18 protein-coding genes are annotated in these 23,579 nt (G+C 74.8%); 8 read left to right on the top strand and 10 right to left on the bottom strand.

From position 1 onward, the window contains the following. Window positions 1–28 precede the first annotated feature (28 nt). Complete coding sequence (locus AF335_RS06765; protein ID WP_102917359.1) at window positions 29–2,740, top strand: alpha/beta fold hydrolase; 2,712 nt, start codon at window positions 29–31, stop codon at window positions 2,738–2,740. Continuing rightward, a complete protein-coding gene (locus AF335_RS06770) occupies window positions 2,737–3,618 on the top strand; it encodes an ABC transporter permease (protein WP_102917360.1) in 882 nt (293 codons plus the stop codon). Before AF335_RS06765 ends, AF335_RS06770 begins: the two co-directional genes overlap by 4 nt. Before the next feature lie 69 nt (window positions 3,619–3,687). Here the strand turns inward: AF335_RS06770 and AF335_RS06775 are convergent, their stop codons facing one another. From AF335_RS06775 to AF335_RS06790, 4 genes are read right to left on the bottom strand one after another with little or no spacing between them, the layout of a single operon-like run. After that, complete coding sequence (locus AF335_RS06775) at window positions 3,688–4,737, bottom strand: NAD(P)H-dependent flavin oxidoreductase (RefSeq protein WP_102917361.1); 1,050 nt, start codon at window positions 4,735–4,737, stop codon at window positions 3,688–3,690. Beyond that, window positions 4,734–5,486, bottom strand: a complete 753-nt coding sequence (locus AF335_RS06780) for a CoA-transferase subunit beta (protein ID WP_102917362.1) — start codon at window positions 5,484–5,486, stop codon at window positions 4,734–4,736. Before AF335_RS06780 ends, AF335_RS06775 begins: the two co-directional genes overlap by 4 nt. After that, complete coding sequence (locus AF335_RS06785) at window positions 5,483–6,349, bottom strand: CoA transferase subunit A (protein ID WP_102917363.1); 867 nt, start codon at window positions 6,347–6,349, stop codon at window positions 5,483–5,485. Before AF335_RS06785 ends, AF335_RS06780 begins: the two co-directional genes overlap by 4 nt. Further along, the gene (locus AF335_RS06790; RefSeq protein WP_102917364.1) at window positions 6,346–7,137 is read right to left on the bottom strand and encodes an enoyl-CoA hydratase family protein; all 792 of its coding nucleotides are present in this window, start codon (window positions 7,135–7,137) and stop codon (window positions 6,346–6,348) included. The genes AF335_RS06785 and AF335_RS06790 overlap by 4 nt, the downstream gene beginning before the upstream one ends. Window positions 7,138–7,217: 80 nt before the next feature. On the opposite strand from AF335_RS06790, the gene AF335_RS06795 reads away from it, so the two are divergent. Both AF335_RS06795 and AF335_RS06800 read left to right on the top strand, forming a co-directional pair. Beyond that, a complete protein-coding gene (locus AF335_RS06795) occupies window positions 7,218–8,009 on the top strand; it encodes an SDR family oxidoreductase (protein WP_102917365.1) in 792 nt (263 codons plus the stop codon). 4 nt (window positions 8,010–8,013) lie between these two features. Continuing rightward, window positions 8,014–8,925 (top strand): SDR family oxidoreductase, encoded by a 912-nt coding sequence (locus AF335_RS06800; protein ID WP_102917366.1) that lies wholly within the window; start codon window positions 8,014–8,016, stop codon window positions 8,923–8,925. Between the two features lie 109 nt (window positions 8,926–9,034). On the opposite strand, the gene AF335_RS06805 is transcribed toward AF335_RS06800, so the two are convergent. From AF335_RS06805 to AF335_RS06830, 6 genes are all read right to left on the bottom strand, one after another. Further along, complete coding sequence (locus AF335_RS06805) at window positions 9,035–12,070, bottom strand: alpha-mannosidase (protein ID WP_102917367.1); 3,036 nt, start codon at window positions 12,068–12,070, stop codon at window positions 9,035–9,037. 12 nt (window positions 12,071–12,082) lie between these two features. Next, a complete protein-coding gene (locus AF335_RS06810) occupies window positions 12,083–14,167 on the bottom strand; it encodes an endo-beta-N-acetylglucosaminidase (protein ID WP_102917368.1) in 2,085 nt (694 codons plus the stop codon). Window positions 14,168–14,351: 184 nt separating this feature from the next. Beyond that, window positions 14,352–15,593: a glycoside hydrolase 5 family protein gene (locus tag AF335_RS06815; protein WP_102917369.1), complete on the bottom strand. Its 1,242-nt coding sequence runs from the start codon at window positions 15,591–15,593 to the stop codon at window positions 14,352–14,354. Between the two features lie 38 nt (window positions 15,594–15,631). Beyond that, window positions 15,632–16,417: a carbohydrate ABC transporter permease gene (locus tag AF335_RS06820; RefSeq protein WP_102917883.1), complete on the bottom strand. Its 786-nt coding sequence runs from the start codon at window positions 16,415–16,417 to the stop codon at window positions 15,632–15,634. A 41-nt stretch (window positions 16,418–16,458) separates the two neighbouring features. Continuing rightward, complete coding sequence (locus AF335_RS06825; protein WP_376697802.1) at window positions 16,459–17,385, bottom strand: carbohydrate ABC transporter permease; 927 nt, start codon at window positions 17,383–17,385, stop codon at window positions 16,459–16,461. Window positions 17,386–17,387: 2 nt separating this feature from the next. Further along, the gene (locus AF335_RS06830; RefSeq protein WP_102917371.1) at window positions 17,388–18,683 is read right to left on the bottom strand and encodes an ABC transporter substrate-binding protein; all 1,296 of its coding nucleotides are present in this window, start codon (window positions 18,681–18,683) and stop codon (window positions 17,388–17,390) included. Window positions 18,684–18,908: 225 nt separating this feature from the next. Between AF335_RS06830 and AF335_RS06835 the strand changes: the two genes are divergently transcribed. The 4 genes from AF335_RS06835 to AF335_RS06850 all read left to right on the top strand — a co-directional run bounded on the left by AF335_RS06835 (window position 18,909) and on the right by AF335_RS06850 (window position 23,568). Then, on the top strand, window positions 18,909–19,970 hold the full coding sequence (locus tag AF335_RS06835) for a LacI family DNA-binding transcriptional regulator (RefSeq protein ID WP_102917372.1): 1,062 nt from the start codon (window positions 18,909–18,911) through the stop codon (window positions 19,968–19,970). A gap of 210 nt (window positions 19,971–20,180) precedes the next feature. After that, the gene (locus tag AF335_RS06840) at window positions 20,181–21,176 is read left to right on the top strand and encodes an NADPH:quinone oxidoreductase family protein (RefSeq protein ID WP_102917373.1); all 996 of its coding nucleotides are present in this window, start codon (window positions 20,181–20,183) and stop codon (window positions 21,174–21,176) included. Beyond that, window positions 21,176–22,411, top strand: a complete 1,236-nt coding sequence (locus AF335_RS06845) for an acyl-CoA dehydrogenase family protein (RefSeq protein ID WP_102917374.1) — start codon at window positions 21,176–21,178, stop codon at window positions 22,409–22,411. The genes AF335_RS06840 and AF335_RS06845 overlap by 1 nt, the downstream gene beginning before the upstream one ends. Beyond that, entirely contained in the window at window positions 22,408–23,568 is a 1,161-nt protein-coding gene (locus AF335_RS06850; protein WP_184743260.1) for an acyl-CoA dehydrogenase family protein, read from the top strand. Before AF335_RS06845 ends, AF335_RS06850 begins: the two co-directional genes overlap by 4 nt. The last annotated feature ends 11 nt before the right edge of the window (window positions 23,569–23,579 follow it).

Here is a 23,579-nt window from a genome sequence, read left to right on the forward strand (position 1 = left end):
GTGCGGACGCTCCGCTTAGCATGCGGACATGAAACTCCGTCTCCCCCGCCGGCGGCGCGGGCGGCTGGTGGCCGCCCTGGCCGCCGGTGCCGTGCTCGCCGGAGCCGGCACCTGGACAGCGGCATCGGCCTCCGGCGGCGGCGCGCCCGTGCACCGCGAGGACCGGTTCCTGACGATGCCCGAGGAGCCGGGCGGCAAGGGCACGGTGCGGATCGACACGTCCTTCTACACCTCCGGCGGCGACGGCCGCAGGCCCGCCGTCCTACTCGCACACGGCTTCGGCGGCAGCAAGGACGACCTGCGCGCGCAGGCCGAGGACCTGGCGCGCGACGGCTACGCCGTACTGACCTGGTCCGCGCGCGGCTTCGGGCGCTCCACCGGCAGGATCGGTCTCAACGACCCCGACCGCGAGGTCGCCGACGCCCGGCGGCTGATCGACTGGCTGGCCGCCCGCCCGGAGGTCCGCCTGGACAAGGCAGGCGACCCCAGGGTGGGCATCGCGGGCGCCTCGTACGGCGGCGCGGTCGCCCTGCTGGCCGCCGGCCACGACAAGCGGGTGGACGCCATAGCCCCGCAGATCACCTACTGGAACCTCGCCGACTCGCTGTTCCCCTCCGGCGTCTTCAAGAGCCTGTGGTCGGGCATCTTCTTCACCACCGGTTCGGGCGGCGGCGCGGCCGGAGCGCTCGGCGGCGGCAAACAGACCGCGCCCCCGGCCGGCAAACCCGGCTGCGGCCGGTTCGAGGCGACGCTCTGCGCGATGTACGAGCGGGTGGCCGTCGCCGGGGCCCCGGACGCCGCCGCGCGCGAGCTGCTGGAGCGCCGCAGCCCCTCGGCCGTCGCCGGGGCGGTCAAGGTGCCCACGCTCCTGGTGCAGGGACAGGCCGACTCGCTCTTCCCCCTCGACCAGTCCGACGCCGCGGCCCGGGCCGTCGGGCGCAATGGCGCGCCCGTCTCCGTCGACTGGATCGCGGGCGGCCACGACGGCGGCGTCGGCGCCGAGGCCGGCCGGGTCGAGGGCCGCGTGAAATCGTGGTTCGACCGCTATCTCAAGGACGACGAGGGCACGGACACCGGCCCGGCGTTCCGCGTCAGCAGGACCGGCGGCATCGACACCACCGACGGCAAGGCCCGGCTGCGCGGTGCGAGCGGGGACGCCTACCCGGGGCTGCGCGGCGACACCCGGACGGTCGGCCTGACCGGCCGCCCGCAGACCTTCGGCAACCCGGCGGGCGGCACTCCGCCCGCGATCTCGTCGGTCCCCGGCCTGGGCGGGGTCGCCCAGCTGTCGGGGCTGGGCCTGGGCGTGTCCCTGGACTTCCCCGGGCAGCACGCCCGCTTCGACTCCGCGCCGCTGACCGAGGGCGTCCGGGTGACCGGAGCGCCCACGGTGAAGGTCGAGGTCGCCTCCGACAGCGGGGAAGCCGTCCTCTTCGCCAAGGTCTACGACGTCGGCCCGGACGGCCGGCAGGTGCTGCCCGGCCAGCTGGTCGCCCCGGTCCGCGTCGACGGCGCCCGCGACGGCAGAACCGTCGAACTCCGGCTCCCCGCCGTCGACCACGTCTTCGAGTCCGGCCACCGGATGCGGCTCGTCCTCTCCGCCACCGACCTCGGCTACGCCTCACCGGTCAGACCGGCCACGTACACCGTCGCGCTCGCGGGCGAGGGCCTGAGCGTGCCGACCGCGCCCGGTGTGCGGACCGCCTCGGCCGCGCTGCCCTGGTGGACATGGGGACTTCCGCTCGGCGGCGCGGCCGTCGCGGCGGCGGTGCTGCTGACCGGCCGCCGCCGCCCGGGCGCCGCCGCGCCCGACCCGGCCCTCGCCGAGGTGCCGTTGCAGATCACCGGCCTCAGCAAGCGGTACGCCAAGTCGGCCGACCGGTACGCGGTACGGGAGCTGTCGTTCCGGGTGGAGCGCGGCCAGGTCCTGGGCCTGCTCGGCCCGAACGGCGCGGGCAAGACGACCACCCTGCGCATGCTCATGGGCCTCATCCGCCCCGACGCCGGCGAGGTGCGGGTCTTCGGCCACGCGATCCGGCCGGGCGCCCCGGTGCTCTCCCGGGTCGGGGCGTTCGTGGAGGGCGCGGGCTTCCTGCCCCACCTGTCCGGGCGGGCCAACCTCGACCTGTACTGGCAGGCGACCGGCCGGCCCGCCGAGGACGCGCGGCTCGACGAGGCCCTGGAGATCGCGGGGCTCGGCTCCGCCCTGGAGCGGGCCGTACGGACGTACTCCCAGGGGATGCGGCAGCGGCTGGCGATCGCGCAGGCGATGCTGGGCCTGCCGGACCTGCTGATCCTGGACGAACCGACCAACGGACTCGACCCGCCGCAGATCCGCGAGATGCGCGAGGTGATGATCCGTTACGCGGCGGCCGGCCGCACCGTCATCGTCTCCAGCCATCTGCTCTCCGAGGTCGAGCAGTCCTGTACGCACCTCGTCGTGATGGACCGCGGGCGGCTCGTGACCGCCGGGCCCGTCGCGGACATCGTCGGCTCCGGCGACACCCTGCTGGTCGGCGTCGAGGGCGAGCTGCCGGACCCGGTCGTCGCGAAGGTGGCGGCGCTCCCCGGTATCGCCTCCGCCGTCCGCGGCGAGGACGGGCTGCTGGTCCGGCTCGACGGCATGAGCGCCCCCGCGCTGCTGGTGGAGCTGGTCCGGCTGGAGGTCCCGGTGGCGCGCATGGGTCCGCACCGCCGTCTGGAGGACGCCTTCCTGACCCTGATCGGAGGCCCGTCATGAGCGCGGCGACGCAGGCGGAACAGGCGGCGCCGGCCCCGGAGTCCGCGCCCGGCTACCGCGCCCGGCACACGCTGCCGCTGCGCGTGGAGGCGATGCGGCAGCTGCGCCGCCGCCGCACCCTCGTGGTCGGGGCGGTGCTCGCGGTACTGCCGTTCGTGCTGATCGCGGCCTTCGCGATCGGCGGCGACCGGAGCGGCCGGGACAACCGGATCACCCTGATCGACACGGCGACGGCCTCGGGCGCGAACTTCGCCGCCACCTGCCTGTTCGTCTCCGCGGGCTTCCTGCTGGTGGTGCCGGTGGCGCTGTTCTGCGGCGACACGGTGGCGTCCGAGGCGGGCTGGTCGTCGCTGCGCTATCTGCTCGCGGCGCCCGTGCCGCGCGCCCGCCTGCTGGCGAGCAAACTGACCGTGGCGCTGGCGTTCAGCGCCGCCGCGATGGTCCTGCTGCCCGTGGTGGCCCTGGCGGCGGGCACGGCCGCGTACGGGTGGGGGCCGCTGCAGATCCCCACCGGCGGGGCGCTGCCGGCCGGCACGGCCACCGCGCGGCTCGCGGTCGTCGTCGGGTACGTCTTCGTCGGCCAGCTGGTGACGGCCGGTCTGGCGTTCTGGCTGTCGACGGTCACGGACGCCCCGCTGGGCGCGGTCGGCGGCGCGGTGGGCCTGACCATCGTGGGCAACGTCCTGGACGCGGTCACGGCCCTCGGGGACTGGCGCGACGTGCTGCCCGCGCACTGGCAGTACGCGTGGGCGGACGCGCTCCAGCCGCACCTGGAGTGGGGCGGCATGATCAAGGGCGTGGCGGTGTCGGCGGGCTACGCGCTGGTGCTGTTCGCGCTGGCGTTCCGGCACTTCCGGAACAAGGACATCGTGTCCTGACCGGGGCGCACCGCCCGCATGGGCCACCCGGGCCCCTCCGGCCACCGCCGGAGGGGCCCGTACGCGTCTTCAGGACACCTCCGGCAGGCCGGCCAGCGTCGCGTACGCCCCGGCCATGACGCGCCCGACCAGCTCGGCGCACGACGGCAGGTCGTCGATCAGGCCGGCCACCTGACCCGAGGCCATCACCCCGGCGTCCGTACGGCCGTCCACCATGGCCGCCTTCAGGAGCATCGGCGTGTTCGCGGCCAGCAGGACCTGGCTCCAGGTCAGCCCCTTGCCCCGGCGGAGGGCCAGACCGTCCCGCACCAGCCGCCCCGGGCCCAGGCCGGCCGTCCGGCCGAACACCGCCGCGTGCCGCAGCGCCCGTACGAGCGTGGCGGCGCGGCCCGAGCGTTCGAGCGCGGTGACGAACGGGGTCCGCAGCACCCGGTGCGGGAGCCCGTCGACCTTCGTCGTCACGGTGACGTCCTCGACCGCCGCCGCCAGATAGGCGGCCTTCACCGCCGCCGGGACCGTGCTCTCGGCCGTCAGCAGGAAACGGGTGCCCATCGCCACCCCGGCCGCGCCGTACGCGAGCGCCGCCACCAGCCCGCGCCCGTCGTGGAACCCGCCCGCGGCGACGACCGGGACACCGACCGCGTCCACCACCTGGGGCAGCAGCACCGACGTCGCCACCCGGCCGGTGTGGCCGCCGCCCTCGCCGCCCTGGACCAGCACGGCGTCCGCGCCCCACGCCACGACCTTCTCGGCGTGCCGCCGCGCGCCCACGGACGGCACGACGACGACACCGGCGTCCTTGAGCCGGGCGATCAGGTCACGGGAGGGCGCGAGGGCGAACGAGGCGACCCGCACCCCCTCCTCGACGAGGATGTCCACCCGCTCGGCCGCGTCGCCCGCGTCCGCGCGCAGGTTCACCCCGAACGGCCGGTCCGTGCGCGACCGCACCTCCCGGACCGCCGAGCGCAGCCGGCCGGGCGTCATGGTCGCGGAACCCAGGATGCCGAGCGCCCCCGCGTTCGCGACCGCGGAGACCAGGCGCGGCCCGGCCACCCAGCCCATGCCGGTCTGCACGATCGGGTACCGGACGCCGACGAGGTCGGTGAGGGCCGTCCTCACGCCCGTACCTCCCGCTCGCGCAGACCGGCCGGGTCGATCACGTCCCGGATCAGCCGCAGCTCCCCGTCCGTCGGGGTACGGGTGCGCGGCACGCCGGCGGGGACGTCGAGCGGGAAGCCCGTCGCCGCGCGCAGCTCCTCGGCGGTCACCCCGGGGTGCAGGGAACGGACCCGCATCGTGCGGTCCGGCGTCTCGAAGTCGAGGACGGCCAGATCGGTGACGACGCGCGGGACGCGGTGGAAGCGGGTGACGGACGGGCCGGCGGCCGCCGCGCGGTCGTGGCCGACGCCGCACACCATGTCGACCCGCTCGACCAGCACCCGGGGCGAGTGCCGGGGGATCCAGTAGCTCGTGGGGTGGTTGACGCTGTTGCCGGGCGCCCCGCGCACACCGAGCAGCTGCCGCGCCGGCCGCTCCGCGCCCCCGATGCGGGAGATGTTCTGGTTGCCGTACCGGTCGAGCTGGCTCGCGCCCATCATCACGTGCCGCCGGCCGCCCGCGACCATCGCGAGATGTCGGCGGAACGGCAGCCACCCCTCGACCACGGCCGCCTTCGCGCCCAGCGCGGGGGTGTCGGCGATCAGCAGCGCCTCGCCGTCCGTGAGCAGCAGCTCGGGCGAGAACGTCAGCCGGGCCAGCCGCGCGCCGACCGTCGGCAGCACGCCCATCGGGCTCGCCAGGATCTCCCCGTCGCCGCGCCACGCCTCCGCGCAGGCCACCGCGCACACCTCGGCCCGGGTCGCGCTCATGCCGCCTCCCCGGTGAAGCCGGCGACGGCCGCGCGGTAGGCGGCCTCGTCGCCGGAGAGGAAGCGGCCCGTGAACTCCCGCCAGGCCGCCGGGTCCGCGGCGGCCTCGGCGTACGCGGCCTGGAACGCCTCGTCACGGTCGTAGTCGGGCGCGCAGGAGGTGAAGTGCGCGCCGCCCGGCGCCTCGACGACGCCGTTGACGCACGCGCGGTGCACCAGCAGCGTCTGCGGCCCGCCCGCCGACGCGAACTCCGCGCTGTCGACGACGCGTTCGCACGAGACGTACGCCTCCCGCGCGGCCTCGCAGAAGAGGTCGTCGAAGTACGGGTCCGGGCCCAGGTACTGGGCGTTGCCCCGGGCGTCGGCCCGGTTGAGGTGCACCAGCGCGGCGTCCAGGGTCAGCGCGGGCACGGCGACGAGCTCCTCGCCGTCCTCGTACGGCGAGACGACCGTACGCAGCTCCGGGCGGGCCGTCAGCACGTCGGAGCCGAGACCGGCGCGGATCGGCAGGAACGGCAGCCGGTGGGCGGCGGCGGTCAGCCCCCACATGAACATCGCCTCGTCCAGTTCGGTCAGTTCGAGCTCGCCGCGCTGGCGGGCGGCCCGGAAGTGCGGTTCCAGGGGGATGGAGTCCAAGGTGGTGAAGGCGGCGACGAGCCTGCGTATCCGGCCCGCCGCGACCAGCAGGCCCACGTCGGGGCCACCGTAGGAGACCACGGTCAGGTCGGTCGTGTCCGAGCGGAGCAGGGCCCGCACCAGGGCCATGGGTTTACGCCGGGAGCCCCAGCCGCCGATGCCGATCGTCATGCCGCTCTCCAGGTGCGAGACGGCCTCGTCCGCGGTCATCCGTTTGTCGGCGGTCATGGGAGGTCCTCCTCGGCGGGTTCGGCGGGCTTGTCGGGTTTCGCCGCGGTGCCCGGCGCGAAGGTCTCGCGGAGCCGGTCGGCGACGCCGCCGAGGTTCGCCTCGAAGGTGAAGCCCTGCTCGTAGCGGTAGGAGCGGTGCACGTCGACGGGGTCGATGCCGTTGAGGGCGGCCTTGGCCAGCCGCAGCAGCGAGCCGTCCTTCGCCGCGATCTCCCGTGCCAGCGCCAGGGCCGCCGCGGGCAGTTCGCCGCGCGGCACCACCCGCCACACGGAGCCGTACCCGTGCAGCTCCCGCGCGGTGACCGTGCGCGAGGTGTAGTACAGGGCGCGCATCAGGTGCCGCGGCACGAGCCGGGACAGGTGGGTGGCGGCGCCCAGCGCGCCCCGGTCCAGCTCGGGCAGGCCGAAGACGGCGTCGTCGGAGGCGACGACGGCGTCGGCGTTCCCCGCCAGGCCCACGCCGCCGCCCAGGCAGAAGCCGTGCACGGCGGCGACCACCGGCACCTGGCAGTCGTAGACGGCCGAGAAGGCCGCCGCGCAACCGTGGTTGGCGCCGAGCAGGGCCGTGTGGCCGGGGGCGCGCCGGATCTCCTTGAGGTCGACCCCGGCGTTGAAGCCGCGCCCGGCGGCGGCCAGCACGACGCAGCGGACCCCGCCGTCCGCGCCCGCGCCGCGGACGGCGTCGGCGAGGTCGTACCAGCCCCGCACGGGAAGGGCGTTGACGGGCGGGAAGTCCACGGTGACGACGGCGACGCCGGGTTCGGGGCGGGAGGTGGAGACACCCATCAGTGGATCAGCTACCTTTCCACCAAACGTTTGTTAGGTGCGACGGTAGCAGCGGACCGGTCCCCACGGGAGGTGCCCGGATGGCCACAGCACACCGCCCCCACGGCCCGGGCGAGCGGGTCGTGCTCGTCACCGGCGGGACGCGCGGCGTCGGCGCGGGCATCGCCCGGGCCTTCCTGAACACCGGCGCGCACGTCGTCGTCTGCGCCCGCAGACCGCCCGGACGGCCGGTCGCGGCCGGCGGCCGCACCGCCCGCTTCCTCCCCGCCGACCTGAGGGAACCGGCCGCCGTGGACGGCCTCCTCGCCACCGTCGAGGAGACGTACGGGCGGCTGGACGTGCTGGTCAACAACGCGGGCGGGACGCCGTACCGGCCGCTGGACGCGGCGGGCGCCGCGAGCCACGCGAAGGTCCTCGCCCTCAACCTCACCGCCCCGCTCACCGTCTCCCTCGCCGCCTACGGGCTGCTGCGCGCGGCGCCGGCCGGCGGCTGCGTCCTGATGGTCGGCAGCGTGAGCGGCCGCCGCCCCTCGCCCGGCACCGCCGCCTACGGCGCCGCCAAGGCCGGCCTCGCACACCTCGCCCGCAGCATGGCCGTCGAATGGGCCCCGGCCGTCAGGGTGAACACCCTCGTCCTCGGCATGGTGCGCACCGAGTCCGCCCACCTCCACTACGGGGACGCGGACGGCGTCGCCGCCGTCGCCCGGACCGTACCGGCGGGCCGCCTCGCCGAACCCGACGAGATCGGCGCCGCGGCCGTCTTCCTCGCCTCCGCGGAGGCCGCCTACATCACCGGGGCCGGCCTGCTCGTCCACGGCGGAGGGGAGCGCCCCGCGTTCCTCGCCGCCGCCCGAACCCACCACGAGGAGTGAAGAGATGACCGGAATCCACGCCGGGCGCGTCGCCGCCGTCACCGGCGCCGGCCGCGGCCTCGGCAGGGCCCACGCCCTCGCGCTCGCCGCCGCGGGGGCGAAGGTCGTCGTCAACGACCTCGGTGTGGAGCCGGGAGGCGAAGGCGGCTCGCCGGGGCCCGCGCGCCACGTCGCCGAGGAGATCACCGCACGCGGCGGGCAGGCCGTCGCGCACGGCGGCGACATCACCACCAGCGAGGGCGCGGCCTCCCTCGTCGCCACCGCCCTGGACACGTACGGGCGGCTCGACGCGCTCGTCTGCAACGCCGGATTCCTGCGCGACCGGATGCTCGTCAACCTCGGCGAGGACGACTGGGACGCCGTCGTCCGCGTCCACCTCAGGGGCCACTTCCTGCCCCTGCGGCACGCCGCCGCCCACTGGCGCGCCGAGGCCAAGGCGGGCCGCCCGGCGGCCGCCCGGGTCGTCCACACCACCTCCGGCGCGGGCCTGCTGGGCAGCGTCGGCCAGGCGAACTACACCGCCGCCAAGGCCGGGATCACCGGCCTCACGCTCGTCGCCGCGGCCGAACTCGCCCGCTACGGCGTCCAGGTCAACGCCGTCGCCCCGGCCGCCCGCACCCGGATGACGGAACGGGTCTTCGCCGGGACGATGGCGCCCCCGGAACACGGTTTCGACGCGATGGCCCCGGAGAACGTGTCGCCCCTGGTGGTCTGGCTCGCGTCGGAGGCTTCGGCCGGGGTGAACGGCCGTGTCTTCGAGGCCGCGGGGGGCCGCGTCACGGTCATGGAGGGCTGGAGCCCCGGCCCCACCGTGGAGAAGGCGGGGCGGTGGGAGACGAGCGAGGTGGGGGAGGCGGTACGGGGGTTACTGAAGGCGGCACGGCCACCGGAGCGCGTGTACGGGGCCGACGGCTGACGCCGAACAGCCGGATACGCGGCCGCGCCCTCCCGCCCGTACGAGAGCCTGCCCGTGCGCCGGCGCACGGGCAGGGGCGAGCGAGGGGGAACCGCCCGTCGCAGAGGCGTCACGCGCGAGCGATCCGCAGCGTGACGATCTCGAACGGCCGCAGCGCCAGGGACACGCGCCCGTCCTCGGCGGCCACCGTGCCCAAGGGCCGCTCCAGCAGGTCGCACACGGACACCGCCCCCGGGGCGAACCCCGGTGTGAGGACCGCCCGGGCCCGGCCGCCGAGCGACTCGTACAGCCGGACGACCACGTCGCCGCCGCCGTCGTCGGCCAGCTTCACCGCCGAGACCACGACGGCGTCGTCGTCGACGCGCACCAGCGGCGCGACGGCGGCGGAGCCCGCCACCCGCCGCTCCGGCAGATTGATCCGGTACCCCTCCCGCACCGCGTCCCCCACGGACGCGTTCGGCACCAGCGCGTACCGGAAGCGGTGCACCCCCTGGTCGGTGTGCGGGTCCGGGAAGCGCGGGGCGCGCAGGAGCGACAGCCGGACCGTCGTCGTGGTGCCGGCGGCGCCCGAGGCCGCGTCCCGGACCGTGCGCGTCACGTCGTAGCCGTACGTGGAGTCGTTCACGACGGCCACGCCCCAGCCGGGCTCCTCCAGGTGGACGAACCGGTGCGCGCACGCCTCGAACTTCGCGGCGTCCCAGCTGGTGTTGGTGTGCGTGGGACGGTAGAGATGGCCGAACTGGGTCTCGGCCGCCGTGCGATCGGCGTGCAGATCGAGCGGGAACGCGGCCTTGAGGAACTTCTCCGTCTCGTGCCAGTCGACCACGGTCGTAACGTCCAGCCGCCGCGCGCCCGCCGGGAGCGAGATCAGCTGCTCGACGCGCGAGGACCCGAAGGCCCGGACCACCCGTACGGCGCCCTCGTCCGTGAGCTCCAGGGACGCCACGTCCGTCAGGTCCGTCACCGTGTTCCGGTAGAACAGATCGACGTCCCAGGCGTCCCACATGTTCGGGAAGTCCTGGTGCAGTTGCAGCAGATTGGCCGCCGCGCCCGGCGCGACCGTCTCCCGCTCCGCCTCGCGGTCGTACACGGAGACCACCAGCCCCCGGCCGTCGACCTCGGCCCGCAGCGGCCCGTTGTCGAGGACGAAGCCGCCGCCCTCGCGCGGACCGGCCGTGACCGGCTCGGCCGCCCGGTCCGCCACCGGGCACGCGGCGTGCGCCGGGGCGCCGCCCCGCCCGTGCGGCGCCGCGTTGAACAGCAGCGTCCCACCGCCCGCGCCGTCGCCGGCCAGCGCCGCCAGTGCCCCGCCGACGATCTCCTCCAGCTCCGCCGCCACCGCCGCGTACGTCGCCGCCGCCTCACGGTGCACCCAGGCGATGGACGTACCCGGCAGGATGTCGTGGAACTGGTGCAGCAGCACCGTCTTCCAGATCCGGTCCAGCCGCTCGTACGGATAAGCGAACCCGGCCCGCACCGCCGCCGTCGCCGCCCACAGCTCCGCCTCCCGCAGCAGGTGCTCCGCGCGGCGGTTGCCCTGCTTGGTCCGGGCCTGGCTGGTCAGCGTCGCCCGGTGCAGCTCCAGATACAGCTCGCCCACCCAGACCGGCGCCTGCGCGTACTCCGCGTGCGCCTTCTCGAAGAACGCCGACGGCTTCTCGAAGATGACCCTCGCCGACCCCTCCAGATCCGCCAGCCGCTTCGCCCGCGCCAGCATCTCGCGCGTCGTCCCGCCCCCGCCGTCACCCCAGCCGGTCGGCGCGAGCGACCGGGTGGCACCGCCCTTCTCCTGGAAGTTGCGGACCGCGTGCGCCACCTCCTCACCCGACAGCCGAGAGTTGTAGGTGTCGATCGGCGGGAAGTGCGTGAACACCCGGGTGCCGTCCAGACCCTCCCACCAGAACGTGTGGTGCGGAAACTTATTCGTCCGGCTCCACGAGATCTTCTGCGTCAGGAACCACTTGGCCCCCGCCAGCCTCACCAGCTGGGGCAGCGCGGCCGAATAGCCGAAGGTGTCCGGCAGCCAGACCTCCTCCGTCTCGATCCCGAACTCCTCCAGGAAGAATCTCTTCCCGTGCACGAACTGCCGTGCCAGCGCCTCCGACCCGGGCATATTGGTGTCGGACTCCACCCACATGCCGCCCACGGGGACGAACCGGCCCTCCGCGACGGCCTTCTTCACCCGCGCGTAGACCTCCGGCCGGTGCTCTTTGATCCACGCGAACTGCTGCGCCTGCGACATGGCGTAGACGAACTCCGGCTCGTCCTCCAGCAACGCCGTCATGTTCGCGGTCGTACGGGCCACCTTGCGCACCGTCTCGCGCAGCGGCCACAGCCACGCCGAGTCGATGTGCGCGTGCCCCACGGCGCTGATCCGGTGGGCGGAGGCGTGCGCGGGCGCGGCGAGGGCGGGCGCGAGCTCCTCGCGCGCCCGCGCCGCCGTGCCCCCCACGTCCTGAAGGTCGACGGCGTCGAGCGCCCGCTCCACCGCCCGCAGGATCTCCCAGCGGCGCGGCGAGTCCAGGGACAGCTCGGCCATCAGCTCACCCAGCACCTCCAGGTCCTGCACCAGCTCCCACACCGTCCGGTCGAGGACGGCCAGGTCCATCCGGGCCAGCCGGTAGCGCGGTGCCCGGTCCGCCGTCTCCCGGTCGCCCAGCTCCGTCGGCCGGAACGGCACATAGTCCAGGATCACCGGGTTCGCCGACGCCTCGATGTGCAGCAGCACCTCCTCGCCGCCCGCGACCGTGCCGCCGGGCCCCCCGATCCGCACCCACTGGTTACGGGGGTTGAGGCCCTTCACGGGCGAGCCGTCCGGCCGGTAGACGAGCCCCTCGCACTGGAAGCCCGGCATGTTCTCGTCGAAGCCCAGGTCGAGCAGCGCCTCGACCGTCCGGCCCGCCCACTCCCGGGGCACCCGCCCGGCCACCGTGAACCAGCTCGTGCCCCACGGCGGCCCCCACTCCGCGCCGACCTCGGTGGGCGTCCGGGCGGCGGCCAGGCCCTCCGCCACGGGCACGGGCTCGCCCGGCGCGTGCCACACGGAGACGGCCAGCGGCACGGACTCCGGATACACGGCGGGCCGGATGCGCTCCTCCAGCACACGCTTCAGACGGGCTTCGGTCAGGGCGCGGTCGTTGTGCATGAGGTCGGTGTCCTAACGCAGAGGGTCTACCGGGGACTGCCGGCGGAAGGTGACGGACGCGGGCTCCGAGGAGGCGTACAGCTCGTCCACGGCGCGCACCTCGACGCGCGTGGCCGCCTCACCGGCCGTGCGGCGCAGGGCCGCGACGTAGTAGGCATGCCCACAGGTGCCCCCGAGAAAGCGACGGCCGCCGTCCGGCAGGACCTGGTGCAGCGCGTAATGGCGTACGGGCCCGGGGGAGCGGGCGGGCGCCGTCCAGGCCAGGCGCAGCGCCACCGTGCCGTCGGCGTTCGGCTGTGACGCGGTGACGGCGGGCGCGCCCGGCGCACCGGGCGGGGGAGGGGCGGCGTCGCGCACCGCGAGCCCGCCCAGCCGCCAGCGGACCGTGCCGCCGTCCGGCGCGCCGAGCCGTACGCCCAGGGCGAGGAGAGTCCCACCGGCCGGGCCGCGCAGGGCGCGGCCGACGGGCACGGTCACCGTCGTCCAGCCGCCCCCGCCCGTCCGGAAGGCGCCGGCGGGCAGGTGCAGACGCCGCGGCGGGCCGCCCCGCGCGCCGCCCGCCTCTACCGCCAGCTCCACCCGCACGGCCGCCGAGCCGTCGTCCGTCCGGTGGGTGATCTCCACGACCGTCGCGGGGGACAGCGGGAGCCGTGCCGGGAACAGCTCCACCGTCGCCGGCGCGCCGAGCCCGCCGGTCACCAGGAGACTGCCGCCGCCCCGCCAGGCGTCGGCGAAGTCGAAGCCCACGGCGGGTCGGGGCCCGGCGGTACGGACGTGCCAGCGGCGGCCGGGCAGCCGGTCCTGGAGGCCCAGGTGGTTCCAGGCGCCGTCCGACAGCCGGACCCCGCCCTCGTACCAGCCGAGCCCGTGGCCGGTGTTGAAGCTCGTGGCGAAGGGCAGCGAGGTGAGCGTGGAGCGGTCCGCCACGGACGCCGCCGGAGGGCGCCAGGGGCCGCTGTCCGGGGCGGCCGGGTCCAGGGCCCGCCCCGACCAGAAGCGGTCGTCACGCGCGTGGAAGTCCGCCGGGGCCCGGCCGCCGGCGGGCAGGCTCCGCCACGTCCACTCCGGGCGGTAGAAGCCGTACGAGGTGACGTGCGGGCCGCCCGCCGGGACGACCGCGTCCCAGTCGACCCGGGTGTCCCAGCCGTGCGCCTCGACGTCGACACCGGCCCACAGCTCGTACCGGCCGCGCTTCAGTTCCTCCGCCAGCCGCCCCGACCCGGCGAGCCCGTCCCGGTCCCAGCCGAAGTTGAGGAACATCGAGTCGGACGCCTCGAAGAAGGGGGAGTTGTGCTCGTCGAGCCGGTTCTGCCAGGAGACGTCGCCGGAGATGGCCATCGCGTCGTACCAGGTGACCCGCAGCCCCTTGCCGCGCGCCCGCAGGTAGCCGACGAAGTCACGGGTGTCCGCGCCCAGCCGGGCGTCGCCGCCGCCGGTCTCGGCGTTGAGGAACCACCCGTCGAAGCCGTACGCCCGGGCGACCCGGATCAGCTGGTCGGCGAGCGGGAACCCGCCGTCCGGGCCGCGCCGCACCAGATCCCGCGTCCAGCGCAGCTGCCCGCCGTACGCGACCGGCGGCAGGAACACCGTCCCCAGTACGGGCACGCCGTTACGGTGCGCGGCGTCCACGACGGGCGCGTTGGGGGCGAGGATCAGCCCCTCGCCCGAGGAGCCGCCCCAGAAGACCAGCTCGTCGAGGTAGGCCCAGTGGGACAGGGCGTAGAAGTCGGCGGTGTCCGAGCCCTGCGCGGGGTTGCCCGAGGTCGGGGCGAAGGAGACGAGCGCGCTGACACGCGCCTGCCCGGCCCGCGCGGTGGCGTTGACCGGCGGCGGCGTGAAGCGGGCGGCGAGCGGCACGGTGGAGCGGTTGAACGGCAGGTCGGCGTCGCCCTCGGGAGTCCAGGCGCGCAGACTCCGCCGGACGACCCCGGGCCCGGGGGTGCCGTCCGGGAGGCTGTCGGGGTACCAGTAGGAGGCGTAGGGCTGGAGCCCGGGGGAGGGTTCGGGGGCCGCTGCGAGGGCACGGCGGGGCAGGGCGGCCAGGGCGGCGGCGCCGAGGAGGACGGTGCGTCTGGAGGGAGTGATGCGCTCATGCATGGGGGGCTCCTGAAACTGGTCCGGGCGACGATGGGGCTCCGCTTGGGCTTTCCCGCCGGGCCGAGCGAATTCCAGCCCGTCCGGCGTTTGAGGACACCGCGCGTCAGCGCGGAAGGGGGCCCGGGGGCGGAGCCCCCGGATACGGGTAGGGGCGGGTAGGGGAAAGCCCCCCCGCAGGGGCCGCCTACCCCACCGCATCCACCGACACGACGGAGTCGACCCCCCGCGCCGCCAGCCACCCGACGTCCCCCACCCGTGAAGCCGGCACCACCGCGGGACGAACACCCCGCGCGGCCACCCGCATCCACGCCTCGAAGAACGCCCCGCCAGGCGCGCACACCGACCGCGACGCCGCCGCGTCCCCCGCGTCCCCCACGTCCAGCACCAGCGCCGTACGCCGGCGCTCCGGCTCCCGCCCGCCCTCGTGCCATTCGCGCACCGCGCGGGCGACCGCCTCCCCGGCGGGTTTGATCCGGCGGTCGTTGGTGAACAGCCCCAGGCCGTATTCCAGTTCGGGGAAGTCGGCGAGTGCCCGGTCCACGTCGTGCGAGCACCACCAGGTGATCCCCCACACGCCGGTGCAGTCCAGCGCGTGGGCGAGCGTCGCCCGGGTGAAGGCGGCGGCCCCCTCGGGCGCGATGTGCGGGGCCGGCGCCCCGACCTCCTGGAGCCACACGGGCCGGTCCGGGTCCTCGGCCCATGCCTTGGACAGCTCGATGAGGTAGGCGGCGTGCCGCTCGGTCGCGGCGCCCGTGGGCCCGTACCGCTGCGCGGTGCCGTTGAAGACCCAGGAGTGCACGGCGGTCATGGCGCCGAGCCGGGCGGAGTGGGCGGGCGTGAAGGGGTGGGTGTCGTCGTACCAGGCGGCGTCGTAGGAGGCGTGCAGGTGGGCCCGGCCGGGCGCCGCCCTGTCGCAGGCGTCGAGCATCCGCCGCAGCCAGCGCCCGGCCTGGTCGGGCCGGATCCGGTCGGGGTCGGGGTGCGGGTCGCCGGAGAACTGGTCGACCTCGTTGCCGACCGTCATCCCGAGGAAGTGCGGCCGGTCGGCGAGCGCCGAGGCCAGGGCGGTGAGGTACGCCTCCTGGGCGTCGACGACGGCGGGGTCGGTGAACATGTTGCGGCGGTGCCAGGTCGTGGTCCAGGAGGGGACGAAGTCGAAGCTCGACAGATGGCCCTGCAGGCCGTCGACGGACACGTCGAGCCCGCGCTCGCCGGCCGCGTCGACCAGGGCGACCAGCTGTTCGACGGCGCGCGGGCGGATGAGCGTGCGGTTGGGCTGGAAGAGCGGCCACAGTGGGAAGACGCGGATGTGGTCGAGGCCGAGGGCGGTGAGGGAGTCGAGGTCGGCGCGGATGTCGTCGAGGTCGAAGTCGAGCCAGTGGTGGAACCAGCCGCGGGTGGGCGTGTAGTTGACGCCGAAGCGCATGCGGTATGCCGTCCCTTCGGGCGGGGTGCGGTGGCCGGTCAGCCCTTGACGGCGCCCTCGCCGACGCCGCGGAAGAAGTACCGCTGGAGGCAGGCGAACATCACGAGGAGCGGGGCGACCGCGATGACGGTCCCGGCGGCGACCAGCCGGGGGTTCTGCTGGAACGTGCCGTGCAGGAAGTTCAGGCCCACGGTCAGCGTGAAGCGGTCGGAGTCCGAGAGCACGATCAGGGGCCACAGGAAGTCGTCCCAGGCCCCCATGAACGCGAAGATCGCGACGGCGGCCAGCGTGCCCCGTACCGCCGGCAGGGCGATCCGGGTGAACCGCTGCCACACGTTCGCCCCGTCGATGACGGCCGCCTCCTCCACCTCGTACGGGAGGTTCGCGAAGGCGTTGCGCATCAGGAGCACGTTGAGCGCCCCGACCGCCCCGGGCAGGACCACGGCGGTGAGAGTGTTGTTCAGCCGGAGGTCGCGCATCATGGTGAACTGCGCGATGACGATGGACTCCAGGGGCACGAGCAGCGCCGCCACGAAGGCGAGGCCGGCCGCCTTCCGGCCGCGGAAGCGCAGCCGGGCGAGGGCGTAGCCGGCCATGGAGGCGCCGACGAGGTTGGTGGCGACACCTGCGACGGCGACCTTCAGCGAGTTCAGGGCGTAGTCCCAGACGGGGACGATGTCGGCGACGCCCGTGTAGTTGTCCAGGGTGGGGTGCTCGGGCAGGAAGCCGGGCGGGTAGGTGTAGATGTCCTCGGTGGTGGCCTTCAGCGAGGTCGACAGCTGCCACAGGAACGGGCCGACGGAGACGGCCAGCACGGCGAGCATCAGCAGATAGCGCAGGACCTTCTCCCCGACGGACGTCCGGGTCACTCCTCGGCCTCCTTACGGTCGGCGCGCAGCACCAGCAGCATCAGCAGCAGGGCGAGGACGAAGACGGCGAGGGAAAGGGCGGAGGCGTAGCCGACGCGCCCGTCGAGCCCGGTGCCGGTGCGCTGGACGAGCATGACGAGCGTGGTGTCCTGGCCGGCCGGGCCGCCGGTGGGCCCGGCCAGCAGATAGACCTCGGAGAAGACCTTGAACGCGGCCACCGACGACAGCGCGCCGACCAGCACCATCGTGGGGCGCAGGGCCGGCACGGTGACGCTCGCGAAGCGGCGCAGGGGGCCGGCCCCGTCGACGGCCGCGGCTTCGTGGAGCTCACGGGGGACGTTCGCCAGCGCCGCCAGATAGATGATCATGTAGTAGCCGAGGCCCCGCCACACCGTCAGCGCCATCGCGCTCAGCAGCAGGAGCCACTGGTCGCCGAGGAAGGCGACCGGACCGGCCCCCAGGAACCGCAGGATGCCGTTGACCAGTCCGCGGTCGTCCAGCAGCCACCCCCAGATCAGCGACACCACCACGACGGAGGCCACGACCGGGGTGTAGAACGCGGACCGGAAGAACGTGACTCCCGGCAGCTTCTTGTGCACCAGGAGCGCGAGCAGCAGCGGCAGCAGCACGGTGAGGGGCACGACCGCCACCACGTACAGGACGCTGTTGCGCAGGGCCACCCAGAACTGTTCGTCGTCCAGCATGTCCCGGAAGTTCCGCAGCCCGACCCAGGTGCCGGGGGTGAGCGTACGGGCGTCGGTGAACGCCTTGTGGACCGTGCTCAGGAAGGGGTAGAGGACGAAGGCGGCGATCACCCCGAGGCCGGGCAGCAGGAAGAGCCAGGGGCTGGCGGCCCGGTGCGTACGGACGCGGCCCACGCCGGCCGGCCGCCGCTCCGGGGTGCGCCCGGCGGCGCGCCGCACGCTCAGCTCCGCCCGAGGAGCTTGTCGCTCTGCCGGACGGCGTCGTCGAGGGCCTCCTTCGGCGATTTCTTCCCCTGGAGCGCCTTGGCGACCTCGTTCTTGAGCACGACCTTCATCTCGTCGCTCATCACCACGGGCGTGTAGTTGACCGCACCCTTGAGCATCCTCGCCGAGGCCACCCGGACCCGGCCCTCGTCGGTGCCGTCGTCCTTCGTCCAGTACGGGTCGTCCAGCGAGCCCTTGGTGCTGGGGAAGACGGCGACCTGGTGGGCGAACGCCTCCTGGTTCCGGCGGTCCGTGACGAAGTGCGCGAAGGCGACGGCGGCGGCCTTGTGCTTGCCGCGGGCGTTGACGGCCAGCCCCATCACGTACATGTTCGGCCTGCCGTTGTTGTTCGGGGCGTCGGTGATGCCGAGATCTCCGTACAGGCCCGGTGCGTTCTTCCTGAACGTCGCCATGTCGTGGGCGCTGCCCGGATTCATGGCGACCTTCTGCTCAAGGAATTTCTGCCCCGATCTCTCGGGTGTGTTGGTGAGCGCCTGCGCGTCGAGGGCGCCGCTGTCGTAGAGCTCCTTGTAACGGGTCAGCAGTTCGACGCCTTTGGGCTCGTTGTACGTGAAGCGGGTGGCGTCCTCGTTCATCAGCCGCACGCCGTAGCGGCCGAAGTCCTCGATCGAGGGGGTGCCGGCGAGCGTCGCCGTGCGCCCGCCGGACTTCCCGGCCATGGTGCGGGCGGCGGCGAACAGTTCGGCGTAGCTCTTCGGCGGCTTCTCGGGATCGAGCCCGGCCTGCCGGAACAGGGACTTGTTGTAGAAGAGCGGACCGGTGTTGAGGTACCAGGGGAAGGCGTACGCACCGTCCAGGCCGGGCAGCGTGTTGCCCTGCCAGGACTCCGTCGTGTATTCGCCCTTGAAGCGGGCCGCGGCCCTCTCCTTGTCCAGATTCATCAGGAGCCCGGCCTTCGCCAGTGGATAGGACAGGTCGGGCGAGACATTGACGACGTCGGGGAGGGTGCCCGCGCCGGCGTCCGCGCTGAGCTTCTCCGCGTAGTTCTCGGCCGGCTGGTCCAGCCACTTGACCTTGACGTCCGGATTCTGTTTCTCGAAATCACGCACCAGGCCGTCGAAATAGCCCTTGAAGTTGCTGCGCAGATTCCAGGTCTGGAAGGTGATGCTCCCCTCGGCCTTGCCGTCCGCGCCGCCTCCGCCGTCCTCCCCACCGGAACCGCAGGCGCTGAGCAGGAGAACGGAGGCGAGAAGCGGGGCGGTGAACACCGCGGCGCTGCGGGAGGGGGGCATGGCCGGTGAACTCCTTCGGTCGGACCGGGGAGATGAGGGCGAGCGCAACAAAAACTGCACCCGGGCCGCCGTGAAGTCAATACTTCCTTCGCACACTAATGCGCTTTAGTCTGCCGCGAGTCGGCATACCGTAAGGCGTGTCGATCCGTCACGCGCCCGGTACCGCGCCGGCGCCCCGGCGCGGTCCGGCTCGCGCCCGGGTCGCCCGACAACCTACGGAGGGCCATGCGCCGGACGCCGCCCCGCAGGCCGACCATGAAGGACATCGCCCGCCGCGCGGGGGTCTCGGAGAGCGCGGTGTCCTTCGCACTCAACGGCCGGCCGGGCGTCTCGGAGGCGACCCGCGCGCGGGTGCGGCGGGTCGCCGAACAACTCGGCTGGCAGCCCAGCACCGCGGCCCGCGCCCTGTCCGGGGAGGGCGCGGCCACCGTCGGCCTGGTCCTCGCCCGGCCCGCCCGCACGCTGGGCGTCGAGTCGTTCTTCCTCCAGCTCGTCTCCGGTGTCCAGGAGGTCCTCGCCGTGCGCCGGCTCGGCCTGCTCCTCCAACTGGTGGAGGACGTCGACGCCGAGTGCGAGGTGCACCGCCGCTGGTGGGCCGAGCGCCGTGTGGACGGGCTCCTCGTCGTCGACCCGCGCGCCGGCGACCCCCGTCCGGCGCTGCTGGACGGGCTCGGCCTGCCCGCTGTGGTGATCGGTGCCCTCGACGGCCCGGAGCCTCCCGGCGCGCCGGGTTCACCCCACGGCGTGATCTCCAACCTCTGGGCCGACGACACCGGGGCGATGGCCTCCCTCGTCGGCCACCTCCATGAGCTGGGGCACCGGCGCATCACCCATGTCGCCGGCCTCCCCGAACTCGTCCACACCCGGCGCCGCACGGCCTGTCTGCGCGCCGAGGCGGTCCGGCGCGGCCTGCCGGACGTCACCTCCGTGACCACCGACTACTCCGACGCACAAGGAGCCGAGGCCACCCGCCGCCTGCTGGCCGGGGAACGGCCGCCCACCGCGATCGTCTACGACAACGACGTGATGGCCGTGGCGGGCCTGGCCGTGGCGGCGGAGCGCGGCGTGCCCGTCCCGGGCCGGCTGTCGATCGTCGCCTGGGACGACTCGGTGCTCTGCCGCAGCACCCACCCGGCGCTGACCTCGCTGACCCGCGACACGGCCGCCTTCGGCAGGCGGGCGGCGGAGCTGCTCACGGCCCTGCTGGACGGCGCCCCGCCGTGCCGCGTCCAGGCGCCGACGCCCCGGCTGGCCCGCCGGGAGTCGACGGGCCGGGCGCCCGCCTGAAAGGGTCTCCGCCGGGGTGACCGCCCGTAAGGTCTCCGGCGAGGAGCCGTACCGCCCGTGGCGCACAAGGGCGGGGATGCCGTACCGCCCGTCCGGCGCGCAAGGGCGGGGGCAAGCCCCTCTGGCATACGAGTACCCCTGTCCCCGGCTCTTACCGACCGCTTAGTATGCGACGCACCGGATCGCGGCACACCCCACCACGGAGGCCCCATGAAGGCATGGCGAGTGCACCGAACAGGCGAACCCCGCACGGTGATGCGCCTGGAGGACGCCCCGGAACCCACGCCCGCCCCCGGTCAGCTCCTCGTCCGCGTCCGGGCCGCGAACGTCAACTTCCCCGACGCGCTGCTGTGCAGAGGCCACTACCAGGTCCGCCCACCCCTGCCGTTCACCCCGGGCGTCGAGATCTGCGCCGAGGTCCTCGCGCTCGGCGAGGGCGCCGAAGGCACCGTGGGCGACCGGATCCTCGCGCAACCGGCCCTTCCCGCGGGAGGTTTCGCCGAACGCGCGGTCGTCGACGCCCGGAGCGCCCTGCCCGTCCCCGGCTCCCTGGACGACGCCGAGGCCGCCGCCCTGCACATCGGTCATCAGACCGGCTGGTTCGGCCTGCACCGCCGCGCGCGCCTGCGCGCGGGCGAGACCCTCCTCGTCCACGCGGCGGCGGGCGGCGTCGGCAGCGCGGCCGTCCAGCTCGGCAAGGCCGCCGGGGCCACCGTCATCGGCGTCGTCGGGGGCCCGGACAAGGCGCGCACCGCCCGGGCACTGGGCTGCGACCTGGTGCTGGACCGCCGTGCCGACGACGTCGTCGCGGCGGTGAAGGAGGCGACCGGCGGCCGCGGGGCGGACGTCGTCTACGACCCGGTCGGCGGCGACGCGTTCGCGTGGTCCACCAAGTGCGTGGCCTTCGAGGGCCGTATCGTGGTCGTCGGCTTCGCCAGCGGCACCGTTCCGCAAGCCGCCCTCAACCACGCCCTGGTGAAGAACTACACCATCCTGGGCCTGCACTGGGGCCTCTATCAGACGAAGGACCCGGCCGCCGTCCGCGCCTGCCACGACGAGCTGACGCGCCTCGCCGACCGGGGCGCGGTCCGCCCGCTGGTGAGCGAGCGGGTGCCGCTGGAGGCCGCCGCCGACGCCGTCCAGCGCGTCGCCGACGGCACCACGACCGGCCGGATCGTCGTCGTCCCCGCCGAGGAGGCGCCCTGATGAGCCCCACCGACCCCGGCCCCGCGGCCTCCGCCGACCGGGAGGCCGTGGACGCCGCCGGGCTGCGCGCCCGTACCGCCGCGCTGCTCGCCGCCCACGACCCCGCCACCACACCGCGCCCGGACTTCCTGCGGGCCCGCTTCGACGCCGGGCTCGCCTGGGTCCACTTCCCCGAGGGCCTCGGCGGGCTGGGAGCGCCGCGCGCCCTCCAGGCCGTCGTCGACGCCGGACTGGCCGCGGCCGGCGCCCCCGGGAACGACCCCCGCCGCATCGGCATCGGCCTCGGCATGGCCGCGCCCACCCTCCTCCAGTACGGCACCGAGGAGCAGAAGCGCCGCTTCCTGCGCCCGTTGTGGACCGGCGAGGAGGTGTGGTGCCAGCTCTTCAGCGAACCGGGCGCCGGCTCCGACCTGGCCGCCCTCGCCACCAGGGCGGTGCGCGACGGGGACGGCTGGCGGGTCGACGGCCAGAAGGTGTGGACCTCCGGCGCCCACCTCGCCCGCTGGGCGATCCTCCTCGCCCGTACGGACCCCACGGTGCCCAAGCACGCGGGCCTGACCTACTTCGTCTGCGACATGACCGACCCGGGCGTCGAGGTGCGGCCGCTGCGCCAGATCACCGGCGAGGCCGAGTTCAACGAGGTGTTCCTGACCGGTGTCCGCATCCCCGACGCCCACCGCCTCGGCGCCGTCGGCGAGGGCTGGAAGGTCGCGCGGACCACCCTCATGAACGAGCGCGTCGCCATCGGCGGCAGCGGCGCGCCCGGGGAAGCGGGGGAAGGGGGCATGCTCGGGCTCGTCACCGGCACCTGGCGCGGCCGCCCCGAACTGCGCACCCACGACCTCCACCAGAGGCTGCTGAGGCTGTGGGTGGAGGCGGAGGCGGCCCGGCTCACCGGCGAGCGCCTGCGCCAGCAGCTGCGGCGCGGCCGCCCCGGGCCGGAGGGCTCCGGCCTGAAGCTGTCCTTCGCCCGCCTCAACCAGGAACTCAGCGGCCTGGAGGTCGAGCTGCTGGCCGAGGACGGCCTGGCGTACGGCGACTGGACCATGACCCGGCCCGAGGTCGTCGACTTCACGGGCCGCGACGCCGGCTACCGCTATCTGCGGGCCAAGGGCAACTCCATCGAGGGCGGCACCTCGGAAGTGCTGCTCAACATCGTCGCCGAGCGCGTACTGGGTCTGCCGCCCGAGCCCCGCACCGACAAGGACCTCCCGTGGAAGGACCTGCCCCGATGACCCCGCAGCCCTCGGCCGCCCTGTCCGCCACCGCGCCGCCGGACCTGCTGTACTCCGAGGCGGAGGAGGACCTGCGCACCGCCGTCCGCTCCCTCCTCACCCACCGGGGCGCCCCCACCACGGTGCTCGCCGGGGCCGAGAGCGGCCGGCCGTACGACGCGGAGCTCTGGCGGTCCCTGGCCGCCGGCATCGGAACGGCCGGGCTGCTCGTGCCCGACAAGCTCGGCGGGCAGGGCGCGACCGCCCGCGAGACGGCCGTCGTCCTGGAGGAGCTGGGACGCGCCGTCGCCCCCGTGCCCCAGCTCACCAGCGCGGTCCTGGCCGTCACCGCGCTCCTCGGCTGCGACACCGGTGACGCCGAGGTGGCCGCGCCGCTCGCCGCCCTCGCCGAGGGCCGCCGGGTGGGCGCTCTGGCGGTCCCCCTGACCACCCCGCCGGGCGGTCGGCCGGCGGCGACCGTACGGGCCGCGGCCGGGCGGCGGCCGCTGCTCAGCGGCGAGATCACCGCCGTCGCGGGCGCCGCCGGCGCGGACCTCCTGCTCGTCCCCGCCGACACCGGGCTGTACGCGGTGGACACCGGTGCGGAAGGCGTCCGGATCACCCCGGTGACCTCGCTGGACCTCACCCGGCCGCTCGCCCGCGTCACCCTCGCCGAGGCCCCCGGCAGCCTGCTCGCCGGGCCCGGCCGGGCCCGTGACGCCGTGGACGCCGCGCTGCTCACGGGGGCCGGACTGCTCGCCTCGGAGCAGCTCGGGGTCGCGGAGTGGTGTCTGGAGGAGACCGTGCGCTATACGGGCGAGCGCAGGCAGTTCGGCCGCCCCGTCGGCTCGTTCCAGGCGCTCAAGCACCGGCTGGCGGCCCTGTGGCTGGAGGTCGCGTCCGCGCGCGCCGTGGCCCGGAACGCGGCCGACGCGCTCGCCACCGGCTCACCGGACACGGCGGTCGCGGTCGCCGTGGCGCAGTCCTACTGCGGCGAGGTCGCGGTGCGGGCCGCGCAGGAGTGCGTACAGCTCCATGGCGGCATCGGCATGACCTGGGAGCACCCGGCCCACCTCTACCTCAAACGCGCCAAGAGCGCCGAGCTCGCGCTCGGCACCCCGGGGCGCCACCGTGCGGCCCTGGCCCGGCTGGTGGACCTGCCGGGGCCGCCGGACTGACGCCGTTTCCC

Source organism: Streptomyces eurocidicus (assembly GCF_002891295.1).
In the GTDB taxonomy this organism is placed as follows: domain Bacteria; phylum Actinomycetota; class Actinomycetes; order Streptomycetales; family Streptomycetaceae; genus Streptomyces; species Streptomyces eurocidicus.